15 protein-coding genes are annotated in these 14,984 nt (G+C 74.4%); 6 read left to right on the top strand and 9 right to left on the bottom strand.

Annotation, left to right across the window (positions count from 1 at the left end; all coding sequences use genetic code 11):
* Positions 1–189: 189 nt before the first annotated feature.
* Complete coding sequence (locus SLAV_RS29545) at positions 190–1,542, top strand: hypothetical protein (RefSeq protein ID WP_051841145.1); 1,353 nt, start codon at positions 190–192, stop codon at positions 1,540–1,542.
* Between the two features lie 86 nt (positions 1,543–1,628).
* Positions 1,629–2,315, top strand: a complete 687-nt coding sequence (locus tag SLAV_RS29540; protein ID WP_030233769.1) for a L,D-transpeptidase family protein — start codon at positions 1,629–1,631, stop codon at positions 2,313–2,315.
* Here the strand turns inward: SLAV_RS29540 and SLAV_RS29535 are convergent.
* The 6 genes from SLAV_RS29535 to SLAV_RS29510 all read right to left on the bottom strand — a co-directional run bounded on the left by SLAV_RS29535 (position 2,312) and on the right by SLAV_RS29510 (position 7,785).
* Positions 2,312–2,851, bottom strand: coding sequence for an arginine repressor (locus SLAV_RS29535; RefSeq protein ID WP_030233768.1), 540 nt, complete (start codon positions 2,849–2,851; stop codon positions 2,312–2,314). The genes SLAV_RS29540 and SLAV_RS29535 overlap by 4 nt on opposite strands.
* 7 nt (positions 2,852–2,858) lie before the next feature.
* The gene (locus tag SLAV_RS29530; protein ID WP_030233765.1) at positions 2,859–4,049 is read right to left on the bottom strand and encodes an acetylornithine transaminase; all 1,191 of its coding nucleotides are present in this window, start codon (positions 4,047–4,049) and stop codon (positions 2,859–2,861) included.
* Positions 4,046–4,954, bottom strand: a complete 909-nt coding sequence (argB, locus tag SLAV_RS29525; protein WP_030233762.1) for an acetylglutamate kinase — start codon at positions 4,952–4,954, stop codon at positions 4,046–4,048. Before argB ends, SLAV_RS29530 begins: the two co-directional genes overlap by 4 nt.
* On the bottom strand, positions 4,951–6,108 hold the full coding sequence (gene argJ, locus SLAV_RS29520; protein ID WP_030233760.1) for a bifunctional glutamate N-acetyltransferase/amino-acid acetyltransferase ArgJ: 1,158 nt from the start codon (positions 6,106–6,108) through the stop codon (positions 4,951–4,953). Before argJ ends, argB begins: the two co-directional genes overlap by 4 nt.
* Positions 6,105–7,133 (bottom strand): N-acetyl-gamma-glutamyl-phosphate reductase, encoded by a 1,029-nt coding sequence (gene argC, locus SLAV_RS29515; RefSeq protein ID WP_030233757.1) that lies wholly within the window; start codon positions 7,131–7,133, stop codon positions 6,105–6,107. Before argC ends, argJ begins: the two co-directional genes overlap by 4 nt.
* A gap of 82 nt (positions 7,134–7,215) precedes the next feature.
* Positions 7,216–7,785, bottom strand: a complete 570-nt coding sequence (locus SLAV_RS29510; protein WP_030233755.1) for a CGNR zinc finger domain-containing protein — start codon at positions 7,783–7,785, stop codon at positions 7,216–7,218.
* Between the two features lie 89 nt (positions 7,786–7,874).
* Here SLAV_RS29510 and SLAV_RS29505 point away from each other — a divergent pair, with 89 nt between their 5' ends.
* Complete coding sequence (locus tag SLAV_RS29505; protein ID WP_030233752.1) at positions 7,875–9,086, top strand: MFS transporter; 1,212 nt, start codon at positions 7,875–7,877, stop codon at positions 9,084–9,086.
* Between the two features lie 39 nt (positions 9,087–9,125).
* Here SLAV_RS29505 and SLAV_RS29500 read toward each other — a convergent pair whose 3' ends face one another.
* Both SLAV_RS29500 and SLAV_RS29495 read right to left on the bottom strand, forming a co-directional pair.
* Positions 9,126–9,881 (bottom strand): hypothetical protein, encoded by a 756-nt coding sequence (locus SLAV_RS29500; protein WP_030233749.1) that lies wholly within the window; start codon positions 9,879–9,881, stop codon positions 9,126–9,128.
* Between the two features lie 42 nt (positions 9,882–9,923).
* Positions 9,924–11,357, bottom strand: a complete 1,434-nt coding sequence (locus SLAV_RS29495) for an aminotransferase-like domain-containing protein (RefSeq protein ID WP_030233747.1) — start codon at positions 11,355–11,357, stop codon at positions 9,924–9,926.
* Between SLAV_RS29495 and SLAV_RS29490 the strand changes: the two genes are divergently transcribed.
* A complete protein-coding gene (locus SLAV_RS29490) occupies positions 11,356–12,393 on the top strand; it encodes a DMT family transporter (RefSeq protein WP_030233744.1) in 1,038 nt (345 codons plus the stop codon). The genes SLAV_RS29495 and SLAV_RS29490 overlap by 2 nt on opposite strands.
* 57 nt (positions 12,394–12,450) lie before the next feature.
* A complete protein-coding gene (locus SLAV_RS29485; protein ID WP_030233742.1) occupies positions 12,451–12,648 on the top strand; it encodes a DUF1918 domain-containing protein in 198 nt (65 codons plus the stop codon).
* An 18-nt stretch (positions 12,649–12,666) separates the two neighbouring features.
* Here the strand turns inward: SLAV_RS29485 and SLAV_RS29480 are convergent, their stop codons facing one another.
* Positions 12,667–13,926, bottom strand: coding sequence for a glycoside hydrolase family 10-like protein (locus SLAV_RS29480; RefSeq protein ID WP_030233738.1), 1,260 nt, complete (start codon positions 13,924–13,926; stop codon positions 12,667–12,669).
* A 153-nt stretch (positions 13,927–14,079) separates the two neighbouring features.
* Between SLAV_RS29480 and SLAV_RS29475 the strand changes: the two genes are divergently transcribed.
* Complete coding sequence (locus SLAV_RS29475; RefSeq protein WP_051841144.1) at positions 14,080–14,982, top strand: 3-hydroxybutyryl-CoA dehydrogenase; 903 nt, start codon at positions 14,080–14,082, stop codon at positions 14,980–14,982.
* Positions 14,983–14,984: the final 2 nt, after the last annotated feature.

The raw sequence follows: 14,984 nt of genomic DNA, 5'->3' as shown, positions 1-14,984 counted from the left end.
GCGATGGACGGCGGTCTTCGACACGATGCGGTCACTGATTGGATAACTATGCATTGATCCGCATGTTTCGTCAATCGCAAGCCCGGGTGCCGGGCCCGGCAGGACATCCGGGCTGCGGAAATATTCAAAGGTGGCCCATCCGGCCGAGACATACGATCAGGGCCCACAGCGAGAGGGAGGGGTCCGCACATGAGTACGGGAACGGTCACCGGGGAAACGGCGGAGCCCGTGTTCGCCCGGCCCGGGGACTGGACGGATTTCGACCGGACCGTGCGCCTCCCGCGAGGCCACGGCCACGGCGCGTGCGACGACGCCCGGATCGAGGTCCGCCTCTGCCACCCCGACGGCCGGATCCGGCAGGCCGCTCTGGGGGCGCCCGACGCGCCGCTGCCGCTGATCGCCGTCCGGGCCACCGACTGGGTCCCGGCCGTACGGACACGGGCCCGGCAGGTACTGGAGCAGGTCCTGGCCGCCGATCCTCCGGGCACGCTGCGCGCGCTGACGCCCCTCGTACTGCGGCTGGGCCGGCGTGAGCAGGGCGCGTGGGCGCTGGAGCGCTTCGAGGCCGCGCTGCACGCCGAGCCGTCCGTACTGGCCGACCTGTGCGGGGACGCGGACCCGCCGACCCGCCGGTTCGCCGCCCGGCTGAGCCTGCGCCGCGCGGAGCCCGGCCCCCGGGACGCGGCGCGGCGGGCCGCCGCCGAGACGGACCCCGCGACCGCCCGGCTCTGGACGGACGCCGCGCTCGCGGCCATGGCGGCCCGGGGCCCCGACGACGAGGCGGTGGACGCCCTGCTCGGCGCCCGCATCCCGATGGTGCGGGCGGCCGGGGTCACCTGCCTGCACCGGGCCGGCCGGTCCTCGGAGGCGGACCGGTACCTCGCCGACCGGTCGGGGCTGGTCCGGGCCTGCGCCCGCTGGCTGGTCCGCCAGGACGGGGGCGACCCGTACGCCCGCTGCCGGGCGCTGCTCGCCGACCCGGAGCGCGTCGGCCGGTACGCGGTGGCCGGCTTCGCCGAGTGCGCCGGCCGCGGGGACGCACCGCTGCTGCGGTCCCTGGTGGACCACCCGCTGGACGTGATCCGGGCCGAGGCCCTCGCGGGGCTGCGCCTGCTGGACAACACCGATCCGGCCCTGCTGCGCCCGCTGCTCGACGACCCGTCACCGGCCGTGGCCCGCCAGGCCTCCCTGGGGCTGTGCGGATCGGCCGAGCAGCTGCCCGTGGGCCCGCTCCTCGAACTGATCGCGCCCGGCCGGCCCGCGCACACCCGCCGGGCCGCGTACCGGGTGCTGCACGCGCGGGGCGGGGTCGCCGGACTGCGGGCGTCCGTGGAACTGCTGACGGACCGTGACCCGGCGCTGCGCCGCATCGCCGGGCAGCGGATCCAGAACACCCTGATGTCCCCGCGCGGGCGGGCGGGCCTGCCCCTGCGGGAGCCGGAGGTCGGAGCGCTGCTGGACCGGTCAGCGGGCCTGTTCAGCGGACGGGTCCTGGAGCGGATCCGCACGATGCTCGCGCTTCCCCCCGGGGGCGTGCGCTGATCCGCTCACGGGGACACGCCGGAACGGGTCCCGACGGCCTGCCTGCACGCCCCCGGCCCCTGTCGGCCCGTACCGTCTGACACGTGCTGCGTACCGCTCTGCTCACGGGCTCGCTGATCCTCGCCGGGCTCTTCCCGTACGGCCCGGACCCGTTGCCCGCCCGCCTCGCCGACACCGGCGGCGGCAGCCAGCTGATCACCGCCGTCGCGCCCGCGCCGGGGTCCACGACGGGCCGGCTCACCTGGTGGGACCGGCGCGCGGGCCACTGGTTCGAGGCGGGCAGCGCACCCGCCCGGTTCGGCGCGAACGGCCTGACCGAGGGCGGGAGCCGGGCCCAGGGCACGAACACCACCCCGACGGGCCTGTACGAGCTGCCGTACGCCTTCGGCACCGCGCACGCCCCGGCCGGAACGGCGTACCGCTACCGACGGGTGACGGACCGCTCCTGGTGGTGCCAGGACAACGCCTCCGCCGCCTACAACCGCTGGACCGAGCCGCTGCCCGCCGACTGCGCGCCCGGCGAGGCGGAGCACCTGATCACGTACCGGACGCAGTACGCGCACGCGCTGGTCATCGCCTTCAACTACGACCGGCCCGTGCGCGGCCGGGGCGCGGGCATCTTCCTGCACGTGAACGGCAAGGGCGCCACCGCCGGCTGCGTCTCCGTACCGGCCCGCGAGATGCGCGCCCTGCTCCGCTGGGCGGACCCCCGCCGCCACCCCCACATCGCGATCGGCACCGACTCCGGCCCACTGGCGGTGACCCGGTACTAGCCCTCCTTCTGCGCCAGGCGCAGGAGGTGGTCGGCCAGGGCCTGGCCGCCCGCCGGGTCGCGGCTGATCAGCATCAGGGTGTCGTCGCCCGCGATGGTGCCGAGGATGGCCTGGAGTTCGGCCTGGTCGATCGCCGAGGCGAGGAACTGGGCCGCGCCGGGCGGGGTGCGCAGGACCACGAGGTTCGCGGAGGCCTCCGCCGAGATCAGCAGTTCGCCGGAGAGGCGCCGCATGCGCTCCTCCTTCGCGGACTCGCCGAGCGGGGCCTGCGGGGTGCGGAACCCGCCCTCGCTGGGGACCGCGTAGATCAGCTCGCCCCCGGTGTTGCGGATCTTGACCGCGCCCAGCTCGTCGAGGTCGCGGGAGAGCGTCGCCTGGGTGACGCTCAGCCCGTCGTCGGCGAGCAGTTTGGCCAGCTGGCTCTGGGAGCGGACCGGCTGCCGGTTGAGGATGTCCACGATCCGGCGGTGGCGGGCGGTGCGCGTCTGCGGGACGGACGGACCACCCCCGTGCTCGGGTTCCTGCGCCTGGCTCATCGTCGTCTCATTCTCCGGATCGTCCCGCTTCGTCGAGGATGCCGGGCAGCGCCCGGACGAACGCGTCGACCTCGGCCTCGGTGATGACGAACGGGGGCATCAGCCGTACGACGTCGGGGGCGGGCGCGTTGACCAGGAATCCGGCTTCCTGAGCCGCGAGCTGCACCTTCGGCGCGAGCGGCTCCGTCAGCACGATACCCAGCAGGAGGCCGGACCCGCGGACGTGGGAGACCAGGGTATGGCCGGAAGATTCGATTCCGGAGCGCAGCCGCTCGCCCCGGGCCTTGACCCGGTCGAGCAGGCCCTCGGCGGCGATGGTGTCGATCACCGCGAGGCCGGCCGCGCAGGCGACCGGGTTCCCGCCGAAGGTGGTGCCGTGCTGGCCGGGCTGGAGCAGGTCGGCCGCCGGGCCGAAGGCGGCCACCGCGCCGATCGGGAGACCGCCGCCGAGCCCCTTCGCGAGCGTGACGAGGTCGGGTTCGACACCCTCGTGGGCCTGGTGCTCGAACCACTGGCCGCAGCGGCCGATGCCGGTCTGCACCTCGTCGAGGACCAGCAGGGTGCCGGTGGCCCGGGTGATCTCGCGGGCGGCCGTGAGGTACCCGGCGGGCGGGACGACGACCCCGTTCTCGCCCTGGACCGGCTCGATGACCACGATCGCCGTCTCCTCGGTGACGGCGGCCCGCAGGGCCTCCACGTCGCCGTACGGGACGTGGGTGACCTCGCCGGGCAGGGGCAGGAAGGGGGCCTGCTTCTTCGGCTGGCCGGTGAGCGCGAGGGCTCCCATGGTCCGGCCGTGGAAGCCGCCGTCGGTGGCGACCATGTGGGTCCGCCCGGTCAGCCTGCCGATCTTGAAGGCCGCCTCGACCGCCTCCGCACCGGAGTTGCAGAAGAAAACCCGGCCCTCGCGGCCGAAGAGCTGGAGCAGCCGCTCGCCGAGCGCGAGGACGGGCTCGGAGGCGTAGAGGTTGGAGACGTGGCCGAGGGTGGAGACCTGGGCGGTGACGGCCGCGACGATCGCCGGGTGGGCGTGGCCGAGGGCGTTGACCGCGATCCCGCCGACGTAGTCGGTGTACTGCTTGCCGTCCGCGTCCCAGACCTGGGCGCCCTCGCCCCGTACGAGGGCCAGCGGCGGGGTGCCGTAGTTGTTGGTCAGCGCGTGCTGCCAGCGGGTGGCGTAGTCCTGGTTGCCCGTCATGTCCGTGCCCCTCCCTGGGCGTCGGGCACGACCATGGTGCCGATGCCCTCGTCGGTGAAGATCTCCAGCAGGATCGAGTGCTGGACCCGTCCGTCGATCACGCGCGCCGTGCCGACCCCGCCGCGCACCGCGTGCAGGCAGCCCTCCATCTTGGGGACCATCCCGCTGGACAGCTCCGGCAGCAGCTTCTCCAGCTCGCTCACGGTGAGCCGGCTGATCACCTCGTCGCTGCTGGGCCAGTCCGCGTAGAGGCCCTCGACGTCGGTGAGGACCATCAGCGTCTCGGCGCCCAGCGCGGCGGCGAGCGCCGCGGCGGCCGTGTCGGCGTTGACGTTGTACACGTGGTGGTCGTCGGCGCTGCGCGCGATGGAGGAGATGACCGGGATCCGGCCGTCCGCCAGCAGCGCCTCGATCGCGCCGGTGTCGATGGCCGTGATCTCGCCGACCCGGCCGATGTCGACGATCTCGCCCTCGATCTCGGGGCTGTGCTTGGTCGCGGTGATGGTGTGCGCGTCCTCGCCGGTCATCCCGACGGCGAGCGGCCCGTGCTGGTTGAGCAGCCCGACGAGCTCGCGCTGGACCTGCCCGGCCAGGACCATCCGGACGACGTCCATGGCCTCGGGGGTGGTGACCCGCAGGCCCGCCTTGAACTCGCTGACCAGGCCCTGCTTGTCCAGCTGGGCGTTGATCTGCGGGCCGCCGCCGTGGACGACGACCGGCTTGAGGCCGGCCTGGCGCAGGAAGACCACGTCCTGGGCGAAGGCGGCCTTCAGGTCCTCGTCGATCATGGCGTTCCCGCCGAACTTGATGACGACGATCTTGCCGTTGTGCCGGGTGAGCCACGGCAGGGCCTCGATGAGGATCTCGGCCTTGGGCAGCGCGGTGTGCCTCCTCGCCGTGCTCATGAGCTGTACGCGCTGTTCTCGTGGACGTACTCGGCGGTCAGGTCGTTGCCCCAGATCACGGCGGACTCGCTGCCGTTGGCCAGGTCGGCGGTGATGCGGACCTCGCGGCCCTTCATGGAGACCAGGTCGCGGTCCTCGCCCACGGAGCCGTTCTTGCAGACCCACACGTCGTTGATGGCGACGTTCAGCCGGTCGGGGTCGAAGGAGGCCTTGGTGGTGCCGATGGCGGCGAGCACCCGGCCCCAGTTGGGGTCCTCCCCGTGGATGGCGCACTTGAGGAGGTTGTTGCGGGCGATGGAGCGCCCGACCTCGACGGCGTCGTCCTCGGTGAGCGCGCCGACGACCTCGATGCGGATGTCCTTGCTGGCGCCCTCGGCGTCGCCGATGAGCTGGCGGGCGAGGTCGTCGCAGACGGTCCGTACGGCCTCGGCGAAGTCCTCGTACGCCGGGACCTCGCCGGAGGCCCCGGAGGCCAGCAGCAGCACGGTGTCGTTGGTGGACATGCACCCGTCGGAGTCGACCCGGTCGAAGGTGGTCCGGGTGGCGGCGCGCAGCGCCCGGTCGAGGGTGGCGCTGTCCAGGTCGGCGTCGGTGGTGAGGACGACGAGCATGGTGGCCAGGCCCGGGGCGAGCATGCCCGCGCCCTTGGCCATGCCGCCGACGGTCCAGCCGTCCCGGGAGGCGGTGGCCGTCTTGTGCACGGTGTCGGTGGTCTTGATGGCGATGGCGGCGGCCTCGCCGCCGTCTTCGGTGAGGGCGGCCGCGGCGGTCTCGATGCCCGGCAGCAGCTTGTCCATGGGGAGCAGGACGCCGATCAGGCCGGTGGACGCCACGGCGATCTCGCCGGCGTTGTGGGCGCCGCCCAGGACGTCGGCCACCTTCTCGGCGGTCGCGTGGGTGTCCTGGAAGCCCCGGGGGCCGGTGCAGGCGTTGGCGCCGCCGGAGTTCAGGGCGACGGCGCTGATGGCACCGCCGCGCAGGACCTGCTCGGACCACAGGACGGGGGCGGCCTTGACCCGGTTGGAGGTGAACACGCCCGCGGCGGCCAGACGCGGCCCGTTGTTGACCACGAGGGCCAGGTCGGGATTGCCGTTCGCCTTGATCCCGGCGGCGATGCCCGCCGCCGTGAACCCCTGTGCAGCCGTAACGCTCACGGCGCGACTCCAATCGTGGAAAGACCCAGCGTCTCGGGGAGCCCGAGCGCGATGTTCATGCTCTGCACCGCGCCGCCGGCGGTGCCCTTGGTCAGGTTGTCGATGGCGCTGATGGCGATGATCCGGCCGGCGGACGCGTCGTGGGCGACCTGGAGGTGGACGGCGTTGGAGCCGTACACCGACTTGGTGGTCGGCCAGACGCCCTCGGGGAGCAGGCGGACGAAGGGCTCGTCCGCGTACGCCTTCTCGTACGCGGCGCGAAGCGACTCCGCGGTGGTGCCCGGGAGGGCCTTCGCCGAGCAGGTGGCGAGGATGCCGCGCGGCATGGGGACGAGGTTGGCGGTGAAGGAGACGCAGACCCGTTCCCCGGCGAACGGGGAGAGGTTCTGCACCATCTCCGGGGTGTGCCGGTGGACGCCGCCGACCCCGTACGGGGTCACGGTGCCCATCACCTCGGAGCCGAGCAGGTGCGGCTTGAGGGCCTTGCCCGCGCCGGAGGTGCCGGTGGCGGCGACGATCACGGCCTCGGGCTCCGCGAGCCGCGCCTGGTAGGCGGGGTAGAGCGCGAGCGAGACGGCGGTGGGGAAGCAGCCGGGGACGGCGATCCGCCTGGTGCCGGCCAGGGCGGCGCGGTGTCCGGGCAGCTCGGGCAGGCCGTAGGGCCAGGTCCCGGCGTGCGGGGCGCCGTAGAAGCGGTCCCAGTCGGCGGAGTCCTTCAGCCGGTGGTCGGCTCCCATGTCGACGACGAGCACGTCGTCGCCGAGCTGGGCGGCGACGGCCGCGGACTGCCCGTGGGGCAGCGCGAGGAAGACCACGTCGTGGCCCGCGAGGGCCTCGGGCGTGGTGGCCTCCAGGGTCCGCCCGGCGAGCGGGACGAGGTGGGGCTGCAGGCCGCCGAGGAGCTGTCCGGCGTTGGAGTGGCCGGTCAGCGCGCCGATCTCGACCTCGGGGTGCGAGAGCAGCAGGCGCAGGACCTCACCGCCCGCGTATCCGCTCGCTCCGGCCACCGCTACACGTACCACCATCGGACCTCCTCCTCGATGGCATGACTATACGTAGGCCTGCACTTTTATGCAATCGCCTTGTGATCACCCTCCTCCCCGCGCCTCAACCCCTGCGGGCCCGGAAGGCCGCGGCCTTGGCCCGGTTCTGGCAGGCGGTGGAGCAGAACTGGCGGGCGGCGTTGCGCGAGGTGTCCACGTACACGCGGTCGCAGCGGTCGGCCCGGCACACGCCCAGGCGGCCCGCGAGGCCGCCGCCCACCGCCAGGGCCAGCGCGGTGGCACCGGCCGCGTTGACACCCGCGGCGAAGGAGTCGTCCGGGCCATGGAAGTGCATCTGCCACGGTTCACCCGCGGACCGGTCCAGCCTCGGCCGGGCCCCGGTGTCGCGCAGCAGGTCGTTCACGGTCACGGCCGCGGCGTCCACCTCCCCATCCTGCATCGCCCGGAACACCTCGCGCATGCGCCCGGCGGCGGCGACGAAGTACTCCGCCTGCGCAGCGTCGACGGCGCGCGGCAGCGAGGCCGCGGCGCGCGGGACCGCCGCTTCGATCGCGTCGGCCAGCTCGGCCCCGCGCGGCGCCGTGTACGGGCGGCCGCGCGCCTCTCCGTCCGTCAGTGCGTTCACGAGCGCCACCGCCTGCTCCAGCAGTACCGCCACGTGACTGTCGAACATCACTTGACCAGTCACTCCTTCGATCGCTAGCGTTCCTCGGGTTCGTAACTGACATTACTCGATTCGACAGTCACGCGAGGAGTGTGGTCATGCCGCGGACCGTATGGATGCTGGTGGTGGCGCGGGCGATCAACCGGCTGGGCGCCTTCTCGCTGCCCTTCCTGACCGTCCTGATCGGCACCGAGTTCGGTGCGGGCACGACCACGGCGGGCCTGGTCTCCGCGGGCTTCGGCCTCGCCACGATCCCGTCCCGGGTGGCGGGCGGACGGCTGGCGGGCCGGATCGGACGCCGCCGCACGATCGTGCTGGGACTCGTCGGCTGCGCCCTCGCCCAGCTGGGCATCGCCGCCGCCGGCTCCCTCGCCGCGGTGGCCGTCTTCGCCGTCCTGCTCGGCCTGTCCTTCGAGCTGTACGAGCCGCCGAGCCAGGCGCTGATCGCCGACGCCGTCGGCCCGGCCGACCGGGTGCGCGCCTACGGCGCGCTCAACGCCGCGCTCGCCGTGGGCGGCACCGGGTCCGGTCTGATCGCGGCGGGGCTCGGCCGGTGGGACCTGCGCTGGCTGTTCGTGGTCGACGCCCTCACCTGCCTGGCCTGCGCGCTGACCCTGCGCCTCGCCCTGCCGGCCGACGGCCCCCGGGGTCCGGGCGGCGTACCGGACGACGGCCACGGCGACGGCGGTCACGACGGCGGCCCCGTGCGGCCGTGGCGGGACCGGGGGCTGTGGGCGATGTTCGCCTCCGGGACCGCGTTCGCGCTCGTCTCCCTGCACATCGTGATGGCGCTCCCGCTCACCCTCGGCCACCGCGGCCTCGAACCCGCCGACGCCGGGCTGCTGTTCACCGCCTCGGCCGTGACCGTCGTCGCCGCCCAGCCCGCGCTGCGCCTGCGCCGCCTGGCCGCGCTCCCCGACCCCGCGGCCATGGCCCTCGGCCACGCCCTGCTGGCGGCCGGTCTGGCCGGCTACGCCGCGGCGCGGACGCTGCCCGCGTTCCTGGCCGCCACCGCCGTGCTGAGCGTGGGCGAGGTGCTGGTCCTGGGCCGGGTGCTCGGCGTCGTGGCCGGCCTGGCGCCGCCGGGCGGCACCGACCGCTACCTCGCCGCGTACGGCATCAGCTGGGGCGTCGCCACGGTCGCCGCCCCGGTCACCGCCACCCAGCTGCTCGAACGGGCCGGTGCCGGGGCCCTGTGGGCGGGCACCGCGGTCCTGTGCCTCGTGCTCGCCGCCGCGCAGCCCCTGGTGGTCGGGCCGCTCACCAGGGGCCTGCCGGTGCGGCCGGGAGCCGGTGCGCCTGCGGCGTAGTGCGCCGGGGCCGGCCGCACCGCGCGGCCGTCGGTCGTGTCAGGAGCCGTCCAGCCGGTGGCGGACCCACACGTTCGGTTCGACGTAGACCGCGAAGTCGCGTTCCGGTTCGCAGTGGACGGGTGCCAGCGCGCCGGGCACGAGGACCGGGCCCGGGGTGTCGAAGGGCAGCCCCGTCCACTCCCGCCACTGCGCGAGCGTGCCGTTGACGGTCATGGAGAGCGGCGCCACCCCCTCGATGACCGCCCCGGCGCGCACGTGGACCCGCAGCCACGGGTCGTACGGGAGGCCGTCCTCGCGGGTCCGGTACGCGTACTCCGCCATCGGCGTCCCGGGCTCGGCCGGCTTCCCGCTGGGCCGGACCGGGGCCACCAGCTCCGCGAACCCGGCGGCGCGGACGCCCTCGCGCATGGCGGCCAGCATCCGGCCGGAGAGGCCCTCGCCCTGCCGGCCGGCGGCGACGGAGATCTCGACGGCGCTGACCGTGTCGGGCCGGATCCCGCGCCGCCGGTCCGAGAAGGCCCACATGAGGACCGCATCCCAGCCCTTCGCGGGCAGCACGCCGGCCCGCTCGGGGGTGTGCAGGGCGAACGGCAGGCTGAAGCCCCGGGCCACCACCGTGTCGCCCTCGGTCGCGATCCAGACGTACTCGGGGAACTCGGCGACCATGCGCGGGTAGAGCAGCCAGGCCAGGGCGTCGTGGCCGGCGAACTCCGGCCAGGTGTCCTCCATGTCCCCGAGCCGGGCGGCCAGCTCGGGGCGGCGGGCGAGGGAAGTGATCACTACGGCGGTCATGCCAGGCAGGCTAGAACCCCTCCCCGCCTGCCTCAACAGGGTTTACGGCGCCCCGGACAGCCCGCCGCGCATCCGCCGCACCGCCTCCACCAGCTCCCCCGGACCCGAGACCCCGGCGAAGCCCAGCCGGACGTACGCGGCCGGCGGCTCGGCGCAGAAGAACGGCCGGCCGGGCGCGACGGCGACCCCGGCGCGCAGGGCCTCGGCGACGAAGGCCGCGTCGTCGCCGCCCTCGCCGAGCCGGGTCCACAGCTGGTACCCGCCGGTCGGCAGCCGGACGGGCTCCAGTGCGGGCAGCTCCCGCCGCAGCGCGCCCGCGAGCACGTCCCGGCGGTGGCGCAACTCGGCGGCGACGGCCCGCAGATGACGCGGCCAGGCGGGCGCGCCGACCAGTTCGAGGGCGGCTTCCTGGAGCGGCCGGGGCACGAAGAAGCTGTCCACCACCTGGATCGCGCGCAGCCGGTCCAGCACCGGCCCCCGGGCGGCCAGCGCGCCCACCCGCAGGCTCGGCGAGGTGACCTTGGTCAGCGAACGGACGTGCACCACCACCCCGTCGAGGTCCTCGGCGGCCAGGGTGGGCGGCGGCGGACCGGCGTCCTCGTGGGCCAGGGCCCGCGCGTAGTCGTCCTCGATCACGAAGGCCCCGGCCGCCCGCGCGATCCTCAGCACCTCGGGCCTGCGCCCGGCCGACAGCACCGCGCCGGTCGGGTTCTGGAACAGCGGCTGGCACACGAACACCCGCGCCCCGGTGGCCTCGAAGGCGGCGGCGAGCAGCTCCGGCCGGACCCCGTCCGCGTCCACCGGTACGGGTACGGGCCGGCAGCCGGAGGCACGGGCGATGGCGAGCAGCCCGGGATAGGTCGGGGACTCCACCAGGACCGGCGCCCCGGGCGGGGCCAGTGCCCGCAGGGCCGTGGTCAGCGCGCTCTGCCCGCCGGCGGTGACCAGCACGTCGGCGGCCCCCACGGCCCCGCCGATCTCGCGGGCGAACCAGTCGCGCAGCTCGGGCAGCCCCTCCACCGGCGGCCGCCCCCACGCCCCCGGGCGGCGTCCGGCCCGGGCCAGCGCGGCGGCCATGGCCCGCTCCGGCTGGAGAGAGGTGTGCAGGTAGCCGCTGTTGAGTCCGATCACCCCGGGCGGGGGCGCGGTGAGACAGACCATCACCCCGGAGGCGTCCACCGAGCGGGGAACCACCTCCCCCGTCCCCTCGGCACTGAGGGAGACCTCCTGCCAGGAGGTGTCCCCGGAGGCGCCGGCCTCCGTCCGCGGCGGGGAGCGGAACACCCCGGCGCCGGGCCGGGTGACCACGAGCCCTTCGGCGGCGAGCGAGGCGAGGGCTCGGGACACGGTGACGGGGCTGACCCGGTAGCGCTCGACCAGGGCCCGGCTGGACGGGAGCTTTCCACCCACCGGGTAGCGGTCGAGCTCCGACCGCAGGCTTTCTGCCAGTTCCGCCACACTGCTACGCTCGTACATGACAGCACAGAATAGCGCTACTCCCTCCGGCCCGATAGCGGTTCGGCCGACCGGTCACCACCTCGGCGCGCGCGTCGGCGCGAACGCCGGTGCGAACGCCCGCGCGGACGCCGTTGCGGGCGCCGTCGCGGGCGGCACCGCCGGCAGCGCTACGGGTGCGGCCACCGCGGGAGGCGCCGGCGCCGCCCGCACCGGCACGCTCCTGGCCCTCCTCGGCGTCGTCGCCTTCTCGCTGACCTTCCCCGCCACCGCCTGGGGCCTGGAGAGCTTCGGCCCCTGGTCGCTCGTCGCCCTGCGCAGCGTCCTCGCCGCCCTCATCGCGGGCGCCTTCCTGCTGGCCGGCCGGGTCCCCCTGCCGGCCCGCGCGCACTGGGCGGGGCTCGCGGTCGTGGCGGGCGGTGTGGTGGCCGGCTTCCCGATGCTGACCACGCTCGCCCTGCAGACCTCCACCACCTCGCACGCCGCCGTCGTGGTCGGACTGCTCCCGCTGACCACCGCCTCCTTCTCCGCCCTGCGCACCGGCGCCCGGCCCTCCCCCCGCTTCTGGGCGGCGGCCGTCGCCGGGGCCGCGGTCGTCCTCGGCTTCACGCTCGCCCAGAGCGGGGGAGCCCTCTCCACCGGGGACGCCTACCTGTTCGGAGCGCTCGTGGTGTGCGCCGCCGGATACACCGAGGGCGGGCGGCTGGCCCGGCTGATGCCGGGCTGGCAGGTGATCGGCTGGGCCCTGGTGCTGTGCCTGCCGCTCACCGTGACCGGCTCCGCGCTCGGGCTCGCGTACGAGCCGGTGCACCTGACCGGCCACGGGGTGGCCGGCCTGGTGTGGGCGGCGGCCGGCTCCACCTTCCTCGGCCTGTACGTCTGGTACCGCGGGATGGCCGAGATCGGCGCCCCGCGGGCCAGCCAGCTCCAGCTCGCCCAGCCCCTGCTGACCCTGGTCTGGTCGGTCGCGCTGCTGGGCGAGCACCTCTCCCCGGCGGCGCCCGCCGCCGCCTGCGCGGTACTGGTCTGCATCGCCGTGACCCAACGGGTCAAATAGCCGCTTGTCGCCCTAAACTGACAACACCGGATCGGACCGCCACCGAGGAGGTCAGCTATGCGCGCTACTGAGGGCGACCAGCTGGTGCAGCACGGCCGGGTCGTGGGACAACACGACAAGGTCGGCGAGATCACTCAGGTACTGGGCGAGAACGGAACCCCTCCCTACCGGGTCCGCTTCACCGACGGCCACGAGGCGGTCATGTCGCCCGGCCCCGACTGCGTCGTCAAGCACCCGTCCGAGCACACCCCCTGACCCGGGCGGCAGCCCGGCTCAACGCGGCGCCGCCGTCGCCGGATAGTGGTCGGCGACGACCCTGGCCATCGCACCGTTGGGGTCCGCGGCCACCTGCTTCGCAGAGAAGTAGACGTGTCCGCGGACCTCGGCGTACCGCGCCGCGAGGGTCAGGTGCCTCGACAGCTCCGCCGGATCCCGCCAGGCGGGCGTGGAGCTGTCCGCGTCGCAGCGGTACAGCGCCTCCCCCACGTACAGGGACACCCCCGTGCCCCTGACGGTGCGCGCCCACCACTCCACGATCGCGGCGTAGTCGGCGGACGGGTGGCCGATCTGCCAGTACGCCTGCGGCACGATCGAGTCGATCCAGCCCTCGCGGACCCACTTGCGGGTGTCCGCGTACAGGTCGTCGTAGGTCTGTACGCCCGCCCGGGTCTGCGAGCCGAGCGGGTCCCGGTCGCTGTTGCGCCACACCGCGAAGGGGCTGACGCCGAAGCGGGCCGCGGGGCGGGCGGTCTTGAGCCGGTCCGACATCTCCTTCACCAGCGTGTCGGTGTTGTGGCGGCGCCAGTCCGCGCGGGAGGCGAAGGAGGCGCCGTACCGCTCGTAGGCCTCGTCGTCGTCGAACTCCTCGCCCGCGACCGGGTACGGATAGAAGTAGTCGTCCCAGTGCACCCCGTCGAGCGGGTAGCGGGAGACGGCGTCGAGCATGGCCTCCTGCACGAAGGCCCGCACCTCGGGCAGCCCCGGGTTGTAGTAGAGCTTGCCCCCGTACGGCACGGCCCAGGAGGGGTTGCGGCGGGCCGGGTGCGCGGCGACGAGCCGCTGCGGATCGGTGTGGTTCGCCACCCGGTACGGGTTGAACCAGGCGTGCAGCTCCAGCCCCCGCGCGTGCGCCTCGGCGACCGCCGTGCCCAGCGGATCCCAGCCGGGGTCCCGGCCCTGCACCCCGGTCAGCCACTGCGACCAGGGCTCCTTCGTCGAGGGCCACAGGGCGTCGGCCGTCGGCCTGACCTGGAGGAACACCGCGTTCAGCCGCCGCTGCACGGCCGTGTCGAGGAGCCCGGTCAGCTCCGCGCGCTGCTCCCGCGCCGGGAGCCCGGTCTCGGAGGGCCAGTCGACGTTCTCTACGGAGGCGATCCACATCCCCCTGAGTTCCGGGGCCGGCGCCCGGCCCCCGCCCGGCCCCCGCCCGGGCCCCCGTCCCGCCCTCCGCTCCCCCGCCGGGGCGGCCGCAGCCGTCGTGGCCAGCACCCCCGCGGCCCCCGCCAGCAGCCCCCGCCGTCCGATGTGCGCCATGTGACGACTCCGTTCCGCTCCGTGACATCGCTCTGCGTGCGCCCAGCATGCCCGCCCCACCCCGCCACCGCGGGCAAGGACGGGGGTAACGTCGGGGGGCGTGGCGGGCGCCGGACGCAGTTACCACTGCCGAGTACGGGGGACCCGCGATGGATGAGCAGCGAAAGGCACGATGTGACGGACCTCTCTACCCTCCCGACCGACATCGCACGGGTCGGCGTGGTGGGCTGCGGCCAGATGGGCGCGGGCATCGCCGAGGTGTGCGCCCGCAGCGGTCTTGAGGTGATGGTCGCCGAGACCACGGGCGAGGCCCTGGAGATCGGGCGCACCCGGCTGCACAACTCCCTGACGAAGGCCGCCGAACGCGGCAAGATCAGCGAGGAGGAGCGGGACGCCACCCTGGCCCGCCTCACCTTCACCACCGACCTCGGCGAGTTCGCCGACCGCGACCTCGTCATCGAGGCCGTCGTCGAGAACGAGCAGGTCAAGACGGAGATCTTCCAGGTCCTCGACCAGGTGATCACCCGCCCGGACGCGATCCTCGCCTCCAACACCTCCTCGATCCCGCTGGTCAAGCTGGCCGTCGCGACCTCGCGGCCCGACCAGGTCATCGGCATCCACTTCTTCAACCCGGCCCCGGTGCAGCAGCTCGTCGAGCTGATCCCGGCCCTGACCACCGGCGAGGAGACCGTCAAGCGGGCCGAGGCCCTGGTGCGGGACGTGCTGGGCAAGCACGCGATCCGCGCCCAGGACCGCAGCGGCTTCGTGGTCAACGCCCTGCTCATCCCCTACCTGCTGTCCGCGATCCGGATGTTCGAGTCCGGCATCGCGAGCCGCGAGGACATCGACAACGGCATGGAGCTGGGCTGCGCCCACCCGATGGGCCCGCTGAAGCTGGCGGACCTGATCGGTCTGGACACGGTCGCCTCGGTGGCCGATTCCATGTACTCCGAGTTCAAGGAGCCGCTGTACGCCGCTCCCCCGCTGCTCCAGCGGATGGTCGACGCGGGCCGCCTCGGCCGCAAGACCGGCTCGGGCTTCTACCCGTACGGCTGAGC

The sequence above is a fragment of the Streptomyces lavendulae subsp. lavendulae genome (assembly GCF_002803845.1).
Lineage (GTDB): Bacteria > Actinomycetota > Actinomycetes > Streptomycetales > Streptomycetaceae > Streptomyces > Streptomyces lavendulae.
This window is presented reverse-complemented; position numbering and strand designations above follow the sequence as displayed.

Excerpts from the sequence above, each read along its gene's own strand:
- SLAV_RS29545 (WP_051841145.1), top strand. The coding sequence starts at position 190 with ATGAGTACGGGAACGGTCACCGGGGAAACGGCGGAGCCCGTGTTCGCC.
- SLAV_RS29495 (WP_030233747.1), bottom strand. The coding sequence starts at position 11,357 with ATGTACGAGCGTAGCAGTGTGGCGGAACTGGCAGAAAGCCTGCGGTCG.
- argC (WP_030233757.1), bottom strand. The coding sequence starts at position 7,133 with ATGGTGGTACGTGTAGCGGTGGCCGGAGCGAGCGGATACGCGGGCGGT.
- SLAV_RS29530 (WP_030233765.1), bottom strand. The coding sequence starts at position 4,049 with ATGACGGGCAACCAGGACTACGCCACCCGCTGGCAGCACGCGCTGACC.
- SLAV_RS29535 (WP_030233768.1), bottom strand. The coding sequence starts at position 2,851 with ATGAGCCAGGCGCAGGAACCCGAGCACGGGGGTGGTCCGTCCGTCCCG.
- SLAV_RS29480 (WP_030233738.1), bottom strand. The coding sequence starts at position 13,926 with ATGGCGCACATCGGACGGCGGGGGCTGCTGGCGGGGGCCGCGGGGGTG.
- SLAV_RS29500 (WP_030233749.1), bottom strand. The coding sequence starts at position 9,881 with ATGACCGCCGTAGTGATCACTTCCCTCGCCCGCCGCCCCGAGCTGGCC.
- SLAV_RS29475 (WP_051841144.1), top strand. The coding sequence starts at position 14,080 with ATGAGCAGCGAAAGGCACGATGTGACGGACCTCTCTACCCTCCCGACC.
- argB (WP_030233762.1), bottom strand. The coding sequence starts at position 4,954 with ATGAGCACGGCGAGGAGGCACACCGCGCTGCCCAAGGCCGAGATCCTC.
- SLAV_RS29485 (WP_030233742.1), top strand. The coding sequence starts at position 12,451 with ATGCGCGCTACTGAGGGCGACCAGCTGGTGCAGCACGGCCGGGTCGTG.
- SLAV_RS29490 (WP_030233744.1), top strand. The coding sequence starts at position 11,356 with ATGACAGCACAGAATAGCGCTACTCCCTCCGGCCCGATAGCGGTTCGG.
- SLAV_RS29505 (WP_030233752.1), top strand. The coding sequence starts at position 7,875 with ATGCCGCGGACCGTATGGATGCTGGTGGTGGCGCGGGCGATCAACCGG.
- SLAV_RS29510 (WP_030233755.1), bottom strand. The coding sequence starts at position 7,785 with ATGTTCGACAGTCACGTGGCGGTACTGCTGGAGCAGGCGGTGGCGCTC.